The organism is Rhodococcus sp. G6(2025) (genome assembly GCF_058628105.1).
In genome coordinates, this window is record NZ_CP179750.1 from 3,394,825 (window position 1) to 3,411,443 (window position 16,619).

The window sequence follows — 16,619 nt, forward strand, 5'->3', positions numbered from 1 at the left end:
GACCTACTGCCCGCTGACGGCGCCCTCCGCCGCCTCGGCCCATTCGCGCCACTGCTTGGCCTGCGCGAGGGCGCTCTCGGCGTCCTTCGTCTTGCCCGCCGCGGTCGCCTTGGCGGCCTGTTCCTCGAACTGCGTGACCCGCTCCCGGAACTGCGCGGCCCGGGCGAGGGCCTCCGGGTCGGTGCGGCGCCATTCCTCGTCGGCGGCGTCGCGGACACGCTTCTCGATGGCCCGCAGCTTGCCCTCGAGGTCGTGCATCCGCTCGCGGGGCACCTTCCCGATGGCGTCCCACTTCTCCTGCAGGTCGCGGAGCGCCGCCCTCGCCGCGTCGATGTCCTTGGCCGGATCGATGTGGCCGGCGTTCTTCAGCAACTCTTCCTTGGCGACCGCGTTCTCCTCGAACTCGGCGTCGCGTTCGGAGGACGCGGCGTTGCGGGCGGCGAAGAACACGTCCTGAGCGCCCTTGAAGCGCTTCCACAGGTTGTCGTCGGCTTCCCGCGGTGCGCGGCCGGCGGCCTTCCACTCGGCGAGCAGGTCACGGAAAGCTCCGGCCGTGGGGCCCCAGTCAGTGGAGTCGGACAGCGCCTCGGCCCGTATGACGAGCTCTTCCTTCTTGGTCTTGGCGGCGGCGCGCTCGCGATCGAGTTCGGCGAAATGGGCGCCGCGGCGACGGTTAAACGCCTCCCGCGCCTTCGAGTACCGCTTCCACAGGGCGTCGTCGACCTTCCGGTCGATCCCGCGGATCGTCTTCCACTCGTCCAGGATCTCGCGCAACCGGTCGCCGGCGGCCTTCCACTGCGTGGATTCGGCACCGATCTGTTCCGCCTCGGCGGCCAGTGCTTCCTTGCGTTCGGTGTGAGCCTGCCGCGACAGTTCCTTCTCGTGCTTGGCGTGGGCCGCAGCCTCGTCGGATCCGGCGATGATGACGTCGAGCCGCGCCGCGAGTGAATCGATGTCACCGATCACCGCGGCGGTCGGGAGGGATTCGGCGAGCGCGAGCGCGGCCGCCTTGGTCTTCTTCGCGTCGCCCGCACCGGAGCTGAGCCGGGCCTCGAGGAGTGCCACTTCCGTTGCCAGATCGTCGAAGCGCCTTCCGAAGTGCGCCAGACCCTCCGCCGCGTCTCCGGCCTGCCACGACCCGATCTGCCGTTCGCCGTCCGCGGTCTTCACCCAGGCGGTGCCGTCGTCGTCCACGCGGCCGAACTTGCTCGGGTCACTGTGGGCGGGGGCGGCGACGGCGGGGGCGGAGAGGGCGTGTGTCGGTGTGGGGTGGGGCTTGGGCGCACCCGGTTTCGCGGCGGCACCGGGCTTCGGGACGCTGGACTTCGGTGTGTCGTGCTGCTGAGCGGCAGGCTCCACGGCGGGCTTCGCGTCGCTGCTGTCGGTCATCGGTTCCTCATCTCTGCCGCGCGTCACGGCTGCCTGAACGCAATACTGGCTCCATACGACCCGGGACGGGTGCTGGCTCCATTCAACCCGGTACGGGCCCTGTGGACTATTGAATCAGGTCGGACGGTCCGCGTTGGTACCGATTGACGGCAGCACCAGAATCGGATGTCGGGTCCCCTCGGACGGTCGACTAGCGTGACTGTGTGTTCACCGCCGCAATCCTCGTGCCGTCCCCACCGCTCCTGGTACCCGAACTGACCGGGGCGGCCGCTGCGGAGACGGCGCCGTTGCGGGACGCGGTCCAGACGGCGGCGAAGGCGTTGTCCGCGCTCGCCACCGAGTGGGTGGCGGTCGGAGCGGCACCGGCCGCGGTGGAGGTGCGGGCCGACGCCCAGGGCACCTATCGCGGCTACGGCGTCGACGTGCGGGTCGCGCTGCGGCCCGGTCCGGCAGGCGATCCCGACCCCGACCTGCCGCTCGCGGCGCTGACGGCCGGGTGGATTCGGGGGACGTGCGCGCCGGACGCCGTCGTCGACGCGCGGATCCTCTCAGCCGACCTGTCCCCGGAACAGTGCGCCGCGTACGGCGCGGAACTGCGCACGCTTCTCGACCGGGAACCGGAGCCGCGGGGGCTGGTGATCGTCGCGGACGGGGCGAACACCCTCACGGCGAAGGCGCCGGGAGCGTTCGACCCGCGCGCGGAAGGCGTGCAGGCCAGGATCGACGCGGCGCTCGACACCGGCGACCGCGACGCGCTGCTGGCCCTCGAACCCGCGGAGTGCGAGTCCCTCGGCATCGGCGGGCGCGTCCCGTGGCAGGTGCTCGCCGGCGTGTTCGCCGCGCCGCCCGCATCCTGCCGGACGCTGTACAGCGCAGCACCCTACGGAGTCGGCTACCACGTGGGGGAGTGGCGTCCGTGACGTCACCCGTGCCGATCGCCGTCGTCGGACCGACCGCCACCGGAAAGTCGGATCTCGCACTGGACCTGGCCGAACGTCTCGGCGGCGAAATCGTCAACATCGACGCGATGCAGCTGTACCGGGGCATGGACATCGGCACCGCGAAACTCGCCCCGGCCGAGCGCCGCGGAATCCCGCACCACCAACTCGACGTGCTCGACGTGACGGAGACGGCCACCGTCGCGAACTATCAGCAGGCGGCGGTCCGTGATGTGGAGGCGATCGCCGCGCGCGGCGCCGTGCCGGTCATCGTCGGCGGATCGATGATGTACGTGCAGTCGCTGCTCGACGAGTGGAGCTTCCCCGCCACCGATGCGTCGGTGCGGGCGCGGTGGGAAGCAGTCCTCGCCGAGAAGGGCGTCGCGGCCGTCCACGCCGAACTCGGCCGGGTGGACCCCGAGGCCGCGGCGTCGATCCTCCCCACCGACGGCAGACGCCTGGTCCGTGCCCTCGAAGTCGTCGAGATCACCGGGAAACCGTTCGCGGCGTCGGCCCCTCGCATCGGCGAGCCGCGCTGGGGCACACACATCGTCGGTGTCGACCGGGACACCGCCGAACTCGACGACCGGATCCGGCTCCGCACCCGGCTCATGTTCGAACGCGGGCTCGTCGACGAGGTCCGCGGGCTCATAGACCTGGGACTGCGCGAGGGCGTCACCGCCCCCCGGGCCATCGGCTATGCGCAGGTCCTCGCGTGGCTCGACGGCGAATACGACCTCGACGAGGCACAGGAACGCACGTTCATCGGCACCCGGCGCTACGTGCGCAGGCAACGGTCGTGGTTCCGCCGCGACACCCGCATCCACTGGGTCGACGGAAGCGACCCCGACCTCGCGGACACCACGATCCGCACCCTCGGCGAGACCCGAACACTGGGAGAACGATGAGCCGCGCACCGTCCGGACGCAACCGTCCGGCCCCGTCCCTGCTGGTGACCACCCGCAACGCCCGTTTCCAGCAGTGGCAGTCCTACCTCACCAACCGCGCCAAACGAACGAAGGCGGGACGCTTCCTGATCCAGGGCGTCCGCCCCCTCAACCTGGCGCTGGAACACGACTGGCCGATCGAATCGCTGCTGCACCGCATCGACGGCCCGCCACTGTCCGACTGGGCGCGGGAACTGCTCGAGACCCGGTCCGTCGAACAGATCGGTGTCAGTGCCGAACTGATGGCCGAACTGGGCGAGAAGACCACCACCACCGCGCCGGAACTGATCGCCATTGCGAAGACACGAACCCCGCGACTGAAGGACCTGCGACTGCAGTCCGTCCCCCTGATCGTCGTGTTCGACCGGCCCGCCTCACCCGGAAATCTGGGCACCCTCGTCCGTTCCGCCAACGCGTTCGGCGCCGACGCGGTCGTCGTCGTCGGCCACGGCGCAGATCCATTCGACCCCCGGAGTGTCCGCGCCTCCACCGGATCCCTCTTTGCGATGCCCGTCGTCACGGTCTCGTCCGTCGAGGAGATCCTCGCCTTCCGCGACGCCCGGCGTGCGTCCGGAACCGACCTGCACATCGTCGGCACCGACGAGACCGGCTCCGTCACCATCGACGCCCACGACTTCGGCGGCGGCACCGTGCTCGTGATCGGCAACGAGACCCGCGGGATGAGCGCCGCGTGGCGCGACGCCTGCGACACGGTGGTCAACATCCCGATCGGAGGCGCCGCGAGTTCCCTCGGCGCCCCCTCCGCCGGCGCCGTCGCCCTCTACGAAATCGCCCGGCAGCGCAAATGAACCGCACCGCGGTCGCGTAAATGAACCGCACCGCGGTCGCGTAAATGAACCGCACCGCGGTCGCACAGATGAACAGCACCTGCTCGACCGTTGGTTAGAGTGGTGCGCATGGATTTCAGCAAGGGGCACGGCACCGAGAACGACTTCGTGGTCCTCCCGGATCCCGATGTCCGCATCGACCTGTCGGCCCCGCGGGTGGCGGCGTTGTGCGATCGCAGGCGCGGGCTCGGCGCCGACGGAATCCTGCGCGTCGCGAAGGCCGGTGCGCTGGCCGGCGCCGGTGTGCTCGCCGAACTCCCCGACGGCACGTCGGAGGACGACTGGTTCATGGACTACCGCAACGCCGACGGGTCGATCGCGGAGATGTGTGGCAACGGCGTCCGCGTCTTCGCCCACTACCTCCGGGCGGCGGGGCTCGAGTCCCGCGACGAGTTCGTGGTGGGCAGCCGGGCCGGCGGCAAACCGGTGATCGTGCACTCGGCCGACGGCGCCTTCGGTGAGGTCACCGTCGACATGGGTGTGGTGCGCGATCTGGGAACCAGTGCCGCGACCATCGACGGCAAGGTGTTCAACGGGATCGGCATCGACGTCGGCAACCCGCACCTGGCGTGTGTCGATGCGCACCTCACGGCGGCGTCCCTGGCGGCCCTCGACCTGACGGCTGCACCCGGGTTCGATCCCGGCTTCTTCCCGCACGGTGTCAACGTGGAGATCCTCACCCGCATCGATTCCGGTGCCGTGGACATGCGGGTGCACGAGCGCGGGGTCGGCGAAACCCGGTCGTGCGGCACCGGCACGGTGGCCGCGGCCACCGCCGCGCTGCGCTTCGAGGGGGCCGACTCCGGTGAGGTGAACGTCCGTATTCCCGGTGGTCAGGTCACTGTCGCGGTGTCCGGCGGTCGGGCGACGTTGCGTGGACCGTCCGTCCTGGTGGCGTCCGGGAACCTCGACGACGGCTGGTGGAACGGCCTCGCCTGATCGCCCTGCGCGAAATGCACGTGCACACCCTCGACATTCCGTGGGATCATGAGGGTGTATGACGAAAACACATCGCACAGAAGAATCGCCGATCTCCGACTCCACTGAGTTCGCCTACGACGACGGGCGCCCCTCGGTCGGCGAGATGCAACTCGAGGACCGCAGCGCGCTGCGCCGAGTTGCCGGGCTCTCCACCGAGCTCACAGACGTCACCGAGGTCGAATACCGACAGCTGCGCCTCGAACGGGTGGTGCTCGTCGGTGTCTGGACGCAGGGAACCGCGGCGCAGGCCGAATCCAGCATGGCCGAGCTCGCGGCGCTGGCCGAGACCGCCGGGTCCGAGGTCCTCGAGGGCCTCGTCCAGCGGCGGGACAAACCCGACGCTGCCACCTACATCGGCTCCGGTAAGGCCGAGGAACTCCGTGAGGTCGTCCTCTCGACCGGCGCCGACACCGTCATCTGCGACGGTGAACTCACTCCCGCGCAGTTGACCGCGCTGGAGAAGGTCGTCAAGGTCAAGGTCATCGACCGGACGGCCCTCATCCTCGACATCTTCGCTCAGCATGCGACGTCCAGGGAGGGCAAGGCTCAGGTGGCGCTGGCCCAGATGGAATACATGCTGCCCCGACTGCGTGGCTGGGGTGAATCGATGTCCCGGCAGGCGGGTGGTCGCGCCGGCAGCAACGGCGGCGTGGGTCTGCGTGGTCCCGGTGAGACCAAGATCGAGACGGACCGCCGGCGAATCCGGGAGCGGATGGCGAAGCTGCGCCGCGAGATCAAGGGCATGAAGGCCGCCCGCGACACCAAACGCACCAGGCGTCTGCGCAGCGAGACCCCGTCCATCGCGATCGTCGGCTACACCAACGCAGGCAAGTCGAGCCTGCTCAACGCGCTGACCGGGTCCGGGGTGCTGGTGCAGAACGCGCTGTTCGCCACCCTGGATCCCACCACCCGGCGGGCGGCGCTGGACGACGGCCGCGAGTACGTCCTCACCGACACCGTCGGGTTCGTGCGGCACCTGCCGACGCAGCTGATCGAGGCGTTCCGCTCGACGCTGGAGGAAGTCACGGACGCGGATCTGCTGTTGCACGTCGTCGACGGCTCCGATCCGCTGCCCACGGATCAGATCAGGGCCGTCCACGAGGTGATCACCGAGGTGATCCGGGAGAACGACGCCGCAGCGCCGCCGGAGCTCATCGTGGTGAACAAGATCGACGCGGCCGACCCGGTCACGTTGACCCAGTTGCGCGGCCTGTTGCCCGGCGCATCGTTCGTCTCCGCCCGGACCGGGGAAGGCATCGCCGAGTTGCGCGCGCATCTCAGCGACGTCCTGATCCGCCCGGAGATCGAGGTCAGCGTGCTCCTCCCGTACAACCGGGGAGATCTGATGGCCCGGATCCACTCGGACGGACAGATCCTCGACTCGTCCCACGAGGAGGACGGCACGCGCGTCCATGCGCGGGTGCCCGAAGCGCTGGCGTCGGCACTGGTTCAGTACAACGGCAGTGCCTGACCGTTCACGGTGGTCGCGCTCACGGTGGTCGCTCCGAGTCGCGGTTGCAGTCCTTGCTGCGTGCACACCGCTCGCGGCGGCGGGCACCGGATCGGCCGAGCCGTTCTTCCGCGATCAGACGGCGGTCGATGCGTCGGAGTTCACTCCGCTCTGCACTCCCGACGATTCGGCGGCCGGAACCCCGGACGAGGCCTCGCTGGAAGAGTTGTCGGGGCTCGTGTCGGCCGGGGGACTGCTCTATGCGGTCGGTGACAGCGGTTCCGACCGCGCGGTCGCGGTGATGGACGGGAACTGCGCCGTGCAGCGGTGGCTTCCGCTGCCGGTCGATCCGTACGACGTCGAGGACATGGCGTCCGGCCCCGACGGCCGGCTGTGGCTCGCCGACACCGGCGACAACGGACGCCGCCGCGACACGGTGGCCCTGATCGCGATGGACCGCGACACCGGTGCGGGAGAACTGCATCGGCTGACGTATCCGGACGGCCCGCACGACGCGGAGACCGTTCTCGTCCAGCGCGACGGCACCCCGCTGATCGTCACGAAGGAAGTGTTCGGGGCGGGCAACGTGTACCGGCCTGCCGGGGGCGCCGTCGTGGGTGACCTCGCGAGCCCCGGCCCGACCCCGCTCGAGAAGGTGGGGACGCTGGACGTCGCGGAGACGAACGGCGCCGACGACGCCACCACCGGGAGCGGCACCACGGCGCCGGCCCTGCATTCGACGATGTTCACCGGCGGCGCCGTGTCCGCCGACGGAACCGTGGCCGCCGTCCGCAGCTACTCCGACGTGTTCCTGTTCTCGGCCCCGGACGGCGACCTGGCCGCCGCGTTCGCCGCGGGGCCCGTGGTGCGCGCACACGTGCCGCAGCAGCCGCAGGGGGAGTCGATCGCGTTCACCGAGAACGGCGACCTGCTGATCGCCTCCGAGGCGCGGGAGGGGCCCGTTCCGCCGATTCAGGCGTTGCCCGGGGCGGTGTCGAGGGTGCAGGAGCAGGCCCGCGCGCAGACAGCCGCCGACGAGGCGTCGGCGCAGTCGCCGGGAACGGTGTGGGGAATCGGCGTCGCCGGCGGCGCGGTCGTGCTCGTGGTCGTCGCCGGCTTCGTGATCCGCCGCCGTGCCCGATAGGTCTGTTTTGCGAGAAATGTTGCGAGCCTGATTCTTTCGATGACCGACGCGGTGTGAATACTGGCGGGGTGCAGGCCCACGAGTTGTTGTCGCGTATCGCCCACCTGTCGCTCGAGCACGGTCGCGCCCAGGCCGCATCGACCGTTGCCGTGGTGGTGGGCGTCGTCGTGATGCTCGCGGCGTCGCGTTCCGCAAGGGCGCCGATCCTCCGCGCCGCCGCGGTCGCGGTGCCCGTGACCGCGGTGATCGGGGGAGCGGTGTGGGCGAGGTACCGGCCGCTTCCCAATCAGATACCGCCGGCGGGTTACGCATGGATCTGGCTCGCAGTCGGCACCCTCGTACTCGCAGCCACCATCCTGCTCCGGAAACCCGGTGTCCTCCGCGCCGCGGCGGTCGGGGCGGCAGGTGCCGTGGTCGCGGCCGCGGCGGTGGGGCAGGTCAACGCGGAGGTCGGCGTCTTCCCGACCGTCGGTTCGCTGGTGGGACACCGCCCGCCGACGGTCGTCGAGCCGGTGTCGTTCGGAGACGTCCCCGGGTTCGAGAGCGCCGTGCAGTCCGGGACCCCGGTGGACTCGGTGTGGACACGTCCGGTGCGCACACCCGGCTCCGGTGTGGTGACGGAAGTGGAGATCCCCGGCACCGAATCCGGATTCCCGGCCCGGCCGGCCGTGCTGTATCTGCCGCCGGCGTACCTGACCTCACCCCGCGCCGTGCTCCCCGTCATGGTCATGATCGCGGGACAGCCGGGGCGCCCCCAGGACTGGTTCAGCAGCGGACGACTGGGGTCCACGGTGGATGCGTACGCCGCGCGGCACGACGGCCTCGCACCGGTCGTCGTGGTGGTCGACGCACTGGGGTCGCAGGACGCGAATCCGCTCTGCCTGGATTCGGCGCTGGGGAACGCCGCCACCTACGTCGCTCGTGACGTCCCCGCCTGGATCGAGAAGTCTCTGCAGGTGTCGCACGATCCTGCGCAGTGGGCGATCGGCGGATTCTCCTACGGGGGAACCTGTTCGATTCAGCTGGCCGTGAACTATCCGGCGATCTACCCGACGTTTCTCGACTTCCTAGGCCAGGACGAGCCCTCGCTGGGCGATCACGCGGGGACGGTCGCGGCGACGTTCGCCGGCGACGAGCGGGCGTTCGCGGCGGTCAATCCGGTCGACGTGCTGAGGACGCGGCAGTTCCCGGAATTGACCGGGGTGTTCGTCGCCGGGGCGGCGGACGACGAATACCGCCCGCAGCAGCAGCGGATGTTCGCTGCCGCGCGGGCGGCCGGTCTGCACGTGCGGTACTACGACCTCCCCGGTGGCCACGAAGGGGCCACCTGGAGTGCGGCGCTCGAACGGGAGATGGACTGGACCGGCCGTCAGCTGGGCGTCACCGGCTGACGGCCGGATACCGGTCAGGCGTCGAGGTCGGCCGCCACCAGCTGGGCCACCTTCTCGACGGCGTCGGCGTCGTCGCTGGTGACCGTGACGTCGGTGCCCTTGGTGGCGCCGAGCGTCATGATGAGCAGTGCGGAGCCGGCGTCCACGGGTTCGCCGTCCGCCACGGCCAGCGTGACGGGCACACCGGCGGCGGCAACCGCTTCGGCGATGACGGCGGCGGGACGGGCGTGCAGGCCGATGGACGAACCGACGGCGACTGTGGTGCTGGGCATGGGACTCTCTCCTCTGTCGGTGGGGTTGATGCGGGGCGATCTGTTTCTCTTACGCTGCGACGGTCGCAACGTCGGGGTCGAGTTCGGCGTCGGACGCGCCGGGCTTGATGAATTCTTTGGCGCCGACGACGCACAGTGCGGCGACGACGACACCGGCGGCCAGCGCCACCAGGAACCACAGCAGGTTGCCGATGGCGAAGAAGACGAAGATTCCGCCGTGCGGTGCGCTGAGGGTGACGTCGAACGCCATGATCAGGGCGCCGGTGACGGCGCCGCCGGCCATCATCGAGGGAATGACGCGCAGCGGGTCGGCGGCGGCGAACGGAATGGCACCTTCGGAGATGAACGCCGAGCCGAGAAGCCAGGCCGCCTTGCCGTTCTCGCGTTCCGCCTCGCTGAACAGGCTGGGACGCAGGACGGTCGACGCGAGAGCCATCGCCAGCGGCGGGACCATGCCCGCAGCCATGACGGCAGCCATGATCCGCAGCGAGGCGGGATCGTTGACGTTGAGGCCGGCCACCGCGAACGCGTACGCCGCCTTGTTCACCGGGCCACCGAGGTCGAAGCACATCATCAGGCCGAGGATGATGCCGAGGAAGATGACGGAGCTGCCGGACAGACCGTTGAGCCAGTTCGTCAGGCCCGACGTGATCGCGGCGAGCGGACGGCCCAGGACCAGGAACATGAGGGCGCCGACGATCAGGGTCGCGAACAGCGGAATGATCACCACCGGCATCAGGCCGCGCAACCATTGGGGAACCGGGATCCGGCTGATCCACAGCGCGACCACACCGGCGATCAGACCACCGACGAGGCCTCCGATGAATCCGGCGCCGACGAAGACCGCGACGGCACCCGCGGTGAAGCCCGGCGCCAGACCAGGCCGGTCGGCGATGGCGAAGGCGATGTAACCGGCCAGAGCGGGCACGAGGAAGCTGAATGCCAGCGAACCCAGTTGGAACAGCACCGCGCCCAGGTACGTCGCCAGGCCACCGTCGGGGAGTTGGCCGAGGGAGTTGCTGAGGACGATGTCCTCCGCGGGACCGGAGATCTCGTAGCCGCCGAGCAGGAAGCCGAGGGCGATCAGCAGACCGCCGGCGGCGACGAAGGGGATCATGTAACTGACACCGGTGAGCAGCACCTGACGCAGGTGGGTGCCCCAGCCGATCGATCCGGCCGGCTCGTCCGCCGCGCTGCCGGCACTACCCGCGTCCACGGTGGCCGCGGACGGGTTCATGCCCGCGCGCAGTGCCTCGGTGATCATGGTGTCGGGCTCGTTGATGGCGCGCTTGACTCCCGACGCCACCACCGGCTTGCCAGCGAAGCGTTCCTTGCCCTTCACCCCGACATCGGTGGCGAAGATGACGGCGGACGCGCCCGCGATCACTCCCGGTGCCAGCGGTGTGCTTCCGCTCGAACCCTGCGTCTCCACGTGGACGACGACGCCTGCGCGTTCGCCGGCGGCGACGAGGGAGTCGGCCGCCATGTACGTGTGGGCGATGCCGGTGGGGCAGGCCGTGACCGCGACGATGTGCTTCGGTGCCTCTTCGGGCTCGGGTTCCTTCTCCGGGGTGACCGGTTCGGGCCTCGGAGCCGGGGCCGCGGCAGCCGCCGCGGGGGCTGCCGCAGCGGCAGCCGGTGTGGCGGGGGCCGCGGCAGCCGGTGTGGCGGCGGGTGCGGGTGCCAGGACGTCGTTCACCAGGGTGACGATCTCGGCGGGGGTCTTCGCATCACGCAGGGCGCCGACGAAGGCGGGACGCACCAGTGCCCGCGCGAGCGAGGAGAGCAGCTTCATGTGCTCCGCGCCCGCACCTTCGGGTGCGGCGATGAGGAACACCAGATCTGCGGGTCCGTCGGGGGCGCCGAAGTCGACCTTCGGGGCGAGCCGGGCGAATCCGAGGGACGCCGCCACAACAGCTTCGGAACGGCAGTGGGGGATCGCGATCCCACCGGGAAGTCCTGTAGCCGACTGTGATTCACGCGCCAGTGCGGCGTCGCGGAGAGCGTCCGCTTCGGTGGCGCGACCGGCGTCGGCCAGACGCCGGGAGAGCGCGGAGATCACGTCCTCCTTGGAGGCTCCGAGGTCGGTGTCCAGGGAGATCAGATCTTCGCTGATGATCTGCGGCCCCGAATCGCGGTCGGGTGTCGAGTGAGACATGGTGTTTCCTTCTGGTTCAGGCCGGATCGGGGGCGGGGGAGCTGAGGGCGGTGACGGTGACGGCGTCGATGTCGACGTGTTCGGGGGTCGGCAGGGTGGTGCCGGGGAGGGCTGCCGCTGCGCTGCCGTAGGCGACGGCGGATCGGAGGCAGTCCGCGGGCGTTGCACCGGACATGTGCGCTGACAGGTAACCCGCCAGCGACGAGTCGCCGGCGCCGACGGTGCTGCGGGCGACGATCGGTGGTGGCGTGGCCCACCAGGCGCCGGCCTCGGTCACGAGAACCGCACCCGCGGCGCCGAGCGTGGCGAGGACGGCTTCGACCCCGCGGTCCACGAGTTGCCTGCCGGCATGGGCGGTGGCCGTCGGGTCCCCGCGCAGCGCGGACGCCTCGAGCAGCTGCCCGTCGGCGCCCGTGAGCTGCGCGAGTTCCTCGCTGTTCGGTTTCACGAGGTCGGGAGCGGCCGCGGGGAACCGGTCCGCGAGCGCGAGCAGCGGGGCGTCCGACGTGTCGACGGCGACCCTGCACGGCGCCGAGCGCAAAGCCTCGACGAGCGTGGCGTACCAGTCGGTGGGAATGCCCGGGGGAAGCGACCCGGACAGCACCACCCATTCGGCCCGGGACCCGCGCTCGATGATCTCCGACTGCAGATCGGCGAGGGACTCGGCCGACATCGCGACGCCGGGTTCGTTGACCTTGGTGGTGGTGCCGTCCGGTTCGGTGATGGTGATGTTGGTGCGCGCCGGACCGGACGTCGCCACGGTCACGTGCTCGATCCCGTGCTCGGACAGGGCGGTGAGCAGGGGATCGCCCTCGTTGCCGGGGAGTACGGCGACCGCGGCGACACCGGCCGAGGTGAGTGCGCGGGCGACGTTGACGCCTTTGCCGCCGGGGTCGCTGTGGGTGGCGGCCGCGCGCAGGACGGTTCCTCGTTCGAGGCGCCCCACCAGGTTGACGGTGCGGTCGATGCTCGGATTGGCGGTCAGCGTGACGATCATGCGATCACCACCTCGATTCCCTGGTCGTGGAAGTGGGCTCGGTCTGCGGAACTGATGTCGGCGTCGGTGACGAGGATGTCGACGCTGTGGATGGGGGCGAAGCTCACGAGGTGCTCGCGGCCGACCTTCGACGAGTCGGCGACCACGACGACGTGGTTGGCGCACCGGACCATCGCGCGCTTGACCGCGGCCTCCTCGGTGTCCGGTGTGGACAGGCCGTGGCCGACGCTGAGCGCGTTGGTGCCGATGAACGCGACGTCGACGCGGAGGACATCGAGGATGCGCAGCGCCTCCTCGCCGACGGCGGCCTGCGTGATGCCGCGCACCCGGCCGCCCAGCATGTGGAGCGTCACCGAATTGAGTCCCGCGAGCCGGGCGGCGATCGGCACCGAGTTGGTGATCACGGTGAGGTCCAGATCGGACGGGAGTTCCGGGATGATGCGCCCCGTCGTGGTTCCCGCGTCGAACAGCACGCTGCCACCGGACGGCGGCAGGTAGGTGGCGGCGCGCTTGGCGATGCGGTCCTTCTGCTCGGCGCGGGTGTGATCGCGCTCCGTCATGCCGGGCTCGGTGACGGTGAGGGACCCCGCGGGCACCGCGCCGCCGTGCACGCGGCGGACGTGGCCGAGACGCTCGAGTAGCGCGAGGTCACGTCGCACGGTCTCGGTGGTGACGCCGAACGTGTCGGAGAGGTCCGCGACCGACATGCGTCCCCGCTGCGAGATCAGCGTGGTGACCGCTTGCTGGCGTTCTTCCGGATACACCGTGACCCCGTTCCTGTTCTCGTCGATGAAGTATTCGGTGACGCGATCCGTTATGGTCTGCATCACACGAAATGTTGTGTCATGTTGTTTTACGCCCGAGTGTGTTGACATGTCAAGAGTTGAGAGTAATCTCCGTCACATAGTCGATTCGCATTTCCGACTGTGCGAAGACAGAACGAACCGGCCAGGAGGACCCGATGACCGAAAACCGTGAAATCGTGCGAGGTACACCGGTGGTACCGGGCATTGCCTACGCGCCGGTGATCTGGCCGGCTCCGCGGCCGGAGGTCGCGCCCGGTTCGGCCCGGATCGACGAGGTGTCGCGCGACGCGGAGAAGGTCCGATTCGAGGAAGCGGCCGCCGTGGTGTCGCAACGACTCCGCGACCGCGCGGCGAGCGTGTCCGGCGCCGCGGCAGAGGTGCTGCAGGCGAACGCGGCGATGGCCGCCGACCGCGGCTGGCTCGGTGCAGCGCAGAAGCTGATCGCCGGTGGAACCCCGGCCGAGGAAGCGGCGGCCGAGGCCACCGAGCAGTTCGCAACCCTGTTCACCAAGATGGGCGGGCTGATGGCCGAACGGGTGACCGACCTGCGCGACATCCGGGACCGCGTGGTGTCCGAACTCCTCGGTCTGCCCGAACCCGGCATCCCCGTGCCCACGACACCGTCGATCCTGTGTGCCCAGGACCTCGCGCCCGCCGACACCGCCGGTCTCGATCCCGAGCTGATCGTCGGACTCGTGACCGTCCTCGGCGGCCCCACCAGCCACACCGCGATCATCTCGCGGCAGCTGGGCATTCCGTGTGTGGTCGCGGTGCGTGACCTCGAATCCGTCGTCGCGGGCACCCCCGTCCTCCTCGACGGCTCGGCCGGCGAACTCGTCGTCGAACCGGACCCCGTGGAGGCCCGCGCCGCCGTGGAACACGGCCGCGCCGAACGGATCCGCATCCAGTCGTGGGAGGGGCCCGGCCGCACGAGCGACGGACATTCCGTGTCGATTCTGGCCAATGTTCAGGACGGGGCCGGTGCGCGGTCGGCCGCCACGACCGCCGCCGAGGGCGTCGGACTTTTCCGCACCGAGTTGTGCTTCCTGGACCGCGATTCCGAGCCCGGCGTCGACGAGCAGGCCGAGATCTACGGCGAGGTGCTCGACGCGTTCGCCGGCCGGAAAGTGGTGATCCGGACGCTCGACGCGGGTTCGGACAAGCCGCTGCGCTTCGCCAACCACGCCGAAGAGGCGAACCCGGCACTCGGGGTCCGCGGAATCCGGATCGCCGAACAGAATCCGGGCATCCTCAGCAGGCAACTCGACTCCGTCGCCGCCGCGGCGAAGCAGACGCAGTCGCAGCCGTGGGTGATGGCGCCGATGATCTCGACTCCCGCCGAGGCCGAATCCTTCGCGGCGGAGGTCCGGGCTCGCGGACTCGTGCCCGGCGTGATGGTCGAGGTACCGGCCGCCGCGCTCCTGGCCGACCGTCTTCTGCGCCACGTCGACTTCCTGTCCATCGGCACGAACGACCTCGCGCAGTACACGATGGCCGCCGACCGGATGTCCTCCGACCTGGCATCGCTCACCGATCCCTGGCAGCCGGCGGTCCTCGCGCTCGTCGCCCGCACGGCCGCGGCGGGCATCGCGGCAGGCAAACCGGTCGGCGTCTGCGGCGAGGCGGCCGCCGACCCGCTGCTCGCCTGCGTGCTGATCGGACTCGGGGTCACGTCGCTGTCCTGCGCGGGTGCCGCCGTGTCCGGTGTGGGTGCGAAGGTGGGATCGGTCTCGCTGGACGACTGCCGTCGTGCCGCCGAAGACGTGCTCGCCACGAGCGATCCTGCGGAGGCGCGTGCCGCGGCGGTCCGGGTGCTGGGCGCGTAGCCCCGGTGTGCTGCGGGATCCGGTCCCGAAGGCGCGAAACTCCCAGATCGTGCCTACTATTGGCGAACTGTGACGAAAAGAGAAACCGACGCCCCCGACGGTCCGGCCGGCGGCTCAGCCGGCCCGTCCACCCCCACACGGGCGTTCGGGTGGACGCTGCACGGTGACGGCAGGCGGATCGGTGAGGGCGAGGTGGTCGCTCCCGGCGAGCGTCTCACCTGGCCGCGCACGGTCGGAATCGGGATGCAGCACGTCATCGCGATGTTCGGCGCCACCCTCCTGGTGCCGACCATCACCGGGTTCCCGGTCACGACGACACTGCTGTTCTCGGGTATCGGGACGGCCCTGTTCCTGCTCATCACCCGTGGCCGCATCCCCAGCTATCTCGGATCGTCGTTCGCGTTCATCGCGCCGCTGACGGCGTCGCAGAGTTCGGGTCCCGCCGCGCAACTCGGCGGTGTTGCCGCCGCGGGTCTGTTGCTGCTCGTGGTGGGCATCGCAGTGAAGCTGGCCGGATCGCGAGTCATCGACGCCGTCATGCCCCCGGTCGTCACCGGCGCCGTGGTCGCGTTGATCGGGCTCAATCTCGCACCCACCGCGGTGGATTCGTTCGAATCGCAACCGCTGATCGCCGGGGTGACCCTGCTGGCGATCCTGCTCGTGACCGTGCTCGGTCCGGGACTGCTGGGCCGTCTCGGCATTCTCGTCGGGGTCGTCGTCGGCTGGGTGTTCGCCGCCGTGATCGGCGGGCTCGCCGAGGAGCGGGTGACGGCGCTGCGGGAGGCGGCCTGGTTCGGCGTGCCCGAACTGCGGGGACCGACGTTCGAATGGTCCGTGATCGCGCTGACCCTGCCGGTGGTCATCGTCCTGATCGCCGAGAACGTCGGCCACGTCAAGGCGGTGTCGGCCATGACGGGTCGGTCGCTCGACGACGTCGCCGGCGACGCCCTCGTTGCGGACGGATTGGCCACCACCCTCGCCGGATTCGGCGGCGGCTCCGGAACCACCACGTACGCCGAGAACATCGGAGTCATGGCCGCGACGCGGGTGTACTCCACCGCCGCCTACTGGGTCGCGGCCGCCACCGCCGTGGTTCTCGCGTTCTCACCGAAGTTCGGTGCCCTCGTGTTCACGGTGCCGAACGGTGTCATCGGCGGCGCCACCCTCGTGCTGTACGGACTGATCGGCGTCCTCGGTGTGCGCATCTGGATGGACGCCGAGGTGGACTTCACCGACCCCGTGAACCTCACCGTGGTCGCTGCGGCGCTCGTCGCCGGCATCGGCGACCTGACGCTGACGATCGGATCCGTGGAACTCGGTGGCATCGCGTGGGGTTCGGTCGGCATCCTCGTCGCCTACCCGGTGATGCGCTCGCTCGCGCGGTTCCGCAAGCCCTGACACGGTGACCGGATGGGTCACGAATCCCGATCACCTGGGTCATTCACCACGGTGTTCCTCGCCTCTACCGTCGA

14 protein-coding genes are annotated in these 16,619 nt (G+C 70.1%); 9 read left to right on the forward strand and 5 right to left on the reverse strand.

Annotation, left to right across the window (positions count from 1 at the left end; genetic code table 11):
• Window positions 1–3 precede the first annotated feature (3 nt).
• Window positions 4–1,389, reverse strand: a complete 1,386-nt coding sequence (locus ACLIVD_RS15530; RefSeq protein WP_283353126.1) for a DUF349 domain-containing protein — start codon at window positions 1,387–1,389, stop codon at window positions 4–6.
• A 203-nt stretch (window positions 1,390–1,592) separates the two neighbouring features.
• Between ACLIVD_RS15530 and ACLIVD_RS15535 the strand changes: the two genes are divergently transcribed.
• The 7 genes from ACLIVD_RS15535 to ACLIVD_RS15565 all read left to right on the forward strand — a co-directional run bounded on the left by ACLIVD_RS15535 (window position 1,593) and on the right by ACLIVD_RS15565 (window position 9,088).
• The gene (locus ACLIVD_RS15535) at window positions 1,593–2,309 is read left to right on the forward strand and encodes a class III extradiol dioxygenase subunit B-like domain-containing protein (RefSeq protein ID WP_283353127.1); all 717 of its coding nucleotides are present in this window, start codon (window positions 1,593–1,595) and stop codon (window positions 2,307–2,309) included.
• Window positions 2,306–3,235, forward strand: a complete 930-nt coding sequence (miaA, locus tag ACLIVD_RS15540; RefSeq protein WP_317567492.1) for a tRNA (adenosine(37)-N6)-dimethylallyltransferase MiaA — start codon at window positions 2,306–2,308, stop codon at window positions 3,233–3,235. Before ACLIVD_RS15535 ends, miaA begins: the two co-directional genes overlap by 4 nt.
• On the forward strand, window positions 3,232–4,083 hold the full coding sequence (locus ACLIVD_RS15545; protein ID WP_317567491.1) for a TrmH family RNA methyltransferase: 852 nt from the start codon (window positions 3,232–3,234) through the stop codon (window positions 4,081–4,083). Before miaA ends, ACLIVD_RS15545 begins: the two co-directional genes overlap by 4 nt.
• A gap of 108 nt (window positions 4,084–4,191) precedes the next feature.
• Complete coding sequence (gene dapF, locus ACLIVD_RS15550) at window positions 4,192–5,061, forward strand: diaminopimelate epimerase (RefSeq protein WP_317567490.1); 870 nt, start codon at window positions 4,192–4,194, stop codon at window positions 5,059–5,061.
• Window positions 5,062–5,119: 58 nt separating this feature from the next.
• Window positions 5,120–6,574 carry a GTPase HflX gene (gene hflX / locus ACLIVD_RS15555; RefSeq protein ID WP_011598570.1) on the forward strand — a complete coding sequence of 485 codons (1,455 nt, stop codon included), beginning with the start codon at window positions 5,120–5,122 and terminating at the stop codon, window positions 6,572–6,574.
• Window positions 6,567–7,697, forward strand: coding sequence for a hypothetical protein (locus ACLIVD_RS15560; RefSeq protein ID WP_317567489.1), 1,131 nt, complete (start codon window positions 6,567–6,569; stop codon window positions 7,695–7,697). Before hflX ends, ACLIVD_RS15560 begins: the two co-directional genes overlap by 8 nt.
• A 68-nt stretch (window positions 7,698–7,765) precedes the next feature.
• Window positions 7,766–9,088: an alpha/beta hydrolase gene (locus ACLIVD_RS15565; protein WP_317567528.1), complete on the forward strand. Its 1,323-nt coding sequence runs from the start codon at window positions 7,766–7,768 to the stop codon at window positions 9,086–9,088.
• Between the two features lie 14 nt (window positions 9,089–9,102).
• Here ACLIVD_RS15565 and ACLIVD_RS15570 read toward each other — a convergent pair whose 3' ends face one another.
• From ACLIVD_RS15570 to ACLIVD_RS15585, 4 genes are read right to left on the reverse strand one after another with little or no spacing between them, the layout of a single operon-like run.
• The gene (locus ACLIVD_RS15570) at window positions 9,103–9,360 is read right to left on the reverse strand and encodes an HPr family phosphocarrier protein (protein ID WP_005261132.1); all 258 of its coding nucleotides are present in this window, start codon (window positions 9,358–9,360) and stop codon (window positions 9,103–9,105) included.
• 49 nt (window positions 9,361–9,409) lie between these two features.
• Window positions 9,410–11,518 carry a PTS fructose transporter subunit IIABC gene (locus ACLIVD_RS15575; protein ID WP_317567488.1) on the reverse strand — a complete coding sequence of 703 codons (2,109 nt, stop codon included), beginning with the start codon at window positions 11,516–11,518 and terminating at the stop codon, window positions 9,410–9,412.
• A gap of 16 nt (window positions 11,519–11,534) precedes the next feature.
• Entirely contained in the window at window positions 11,535–12,515 is a 981-nt protein-coding gene (gene pfkB, locus ACLIVD_RS15580; RefSeq protein ID WP_491932663.1) for a 1-phosphofructokinase, read from the reverse strand.
• The gene (locus ACLIVD_RS15585) at window positions 12,512–13,279 is read right to left on the reverse strand and encodes a DeoR/GlpR family DNA-binding transcription regulator (RefSeq protein WP_105414635.1); all 768 of its coding nucleotides are present in this window, start codon (window positions 13,277–13,279) and stop codon (window positions 12,512–12,514) included. Before ACLIVD_RS15585 ends, pfkB begins: the two co-directional genes overlap by 4 nt.
• 197 nt (window positions 13,280–13,476) lie before the next feature.
• Here ACLIVD_RS15585 and ptsP point away from each other — a divergent pair, with 197 nt between their 5' ends.
• Window positions 13,477–15,147: a phosphoenolpyruvate--protein phosphotransferase gene (gene ptsP / locus ACLIVD_RS15590; protein WP_491932664.1), complete on the forward strand. Its 1,671-nt coding sequence runs from the start codon at window positions 13,477–13,479 to the stop codon at window positions 15,145–15,147.
• A 69-nt stretch (window positions 15,148–15,216) separates the two neighbouring features.
• Window positions 15,217–16,545: a uracil-xanthine permease family protein gene (locus tag ACLIVD_RS15595; protein ID WP_065490622.1), complete on the forward strand. Its 1,329-nt coding sequence runs from the start codon at window positions 15,217–15,219 to the stop codon at window positions 16,543–16,545.
• Window positions 16,546–16,619: the final 74 nt, after the last annotated feature.

What these genes read in the sequence shown, in the direction of transcription:
- ACLIVD_RS15530 (WP_283353126.1), bottom strand. Translation starts at nt 1,389, where the DNA reads ATGACCGACAGCAGCGACGCGAAGCCCGCCGTGGAGCCTGCCGCTCAG.
- ACLIVD_RS15545 (WP_317567491.1), top strand. Translation starts at nt 3,232, where the DNA reads ATGAGCCGCGCACCGTCCGGACGCAACCGTCCGGCCCCGTCCCTGCTG.
- dapF (WP_317567490.1), top strand. Translation starts at nt 4,192, where the DNA reads ATGGATTTCAGCAAGGGGCACGGCACCGAGAACGACTTCGTGGTCCTC.
- hflX (WP_011598570.1), top strand. Translation starts at nt 5,120, where the DNA reads ATGACGAAAACACATCGCACAGAAGAATCGCCGATCTCCGACTCCACT.
- ACLIVD_RS15570 (WP_005261132.1), bottom strand. Translation starts at nt 9,360, where the DNA reads ATGCCCAGCACCACAGTCGCCGTCGGTTCGTCCATCGGCCTGCACGCC.
- ACLIVD_RS15575 (WP_317567488.1), bottom strand. Translation starts at nt 11,518, where the DNA reads ATGTCTCACTCGACACCCGACCGCGATTCGGGGCCGCAGATCATCAGC.
- pfkB (WP_491932663.1), bottom strand. Translation starts at nt 12,515, where the DNA reads ATGATCGTCACGCTGACCGCCAATCCGAGCATCGACCGCACCGTCAAC.
- ptsP (WP_491932664.1), top strand. Translation starts at nt 13,477, where the DNA reads ATGACCGAAAACCGTGAAATCGTGCGAGGTACACCGGTGGTACCGGGC.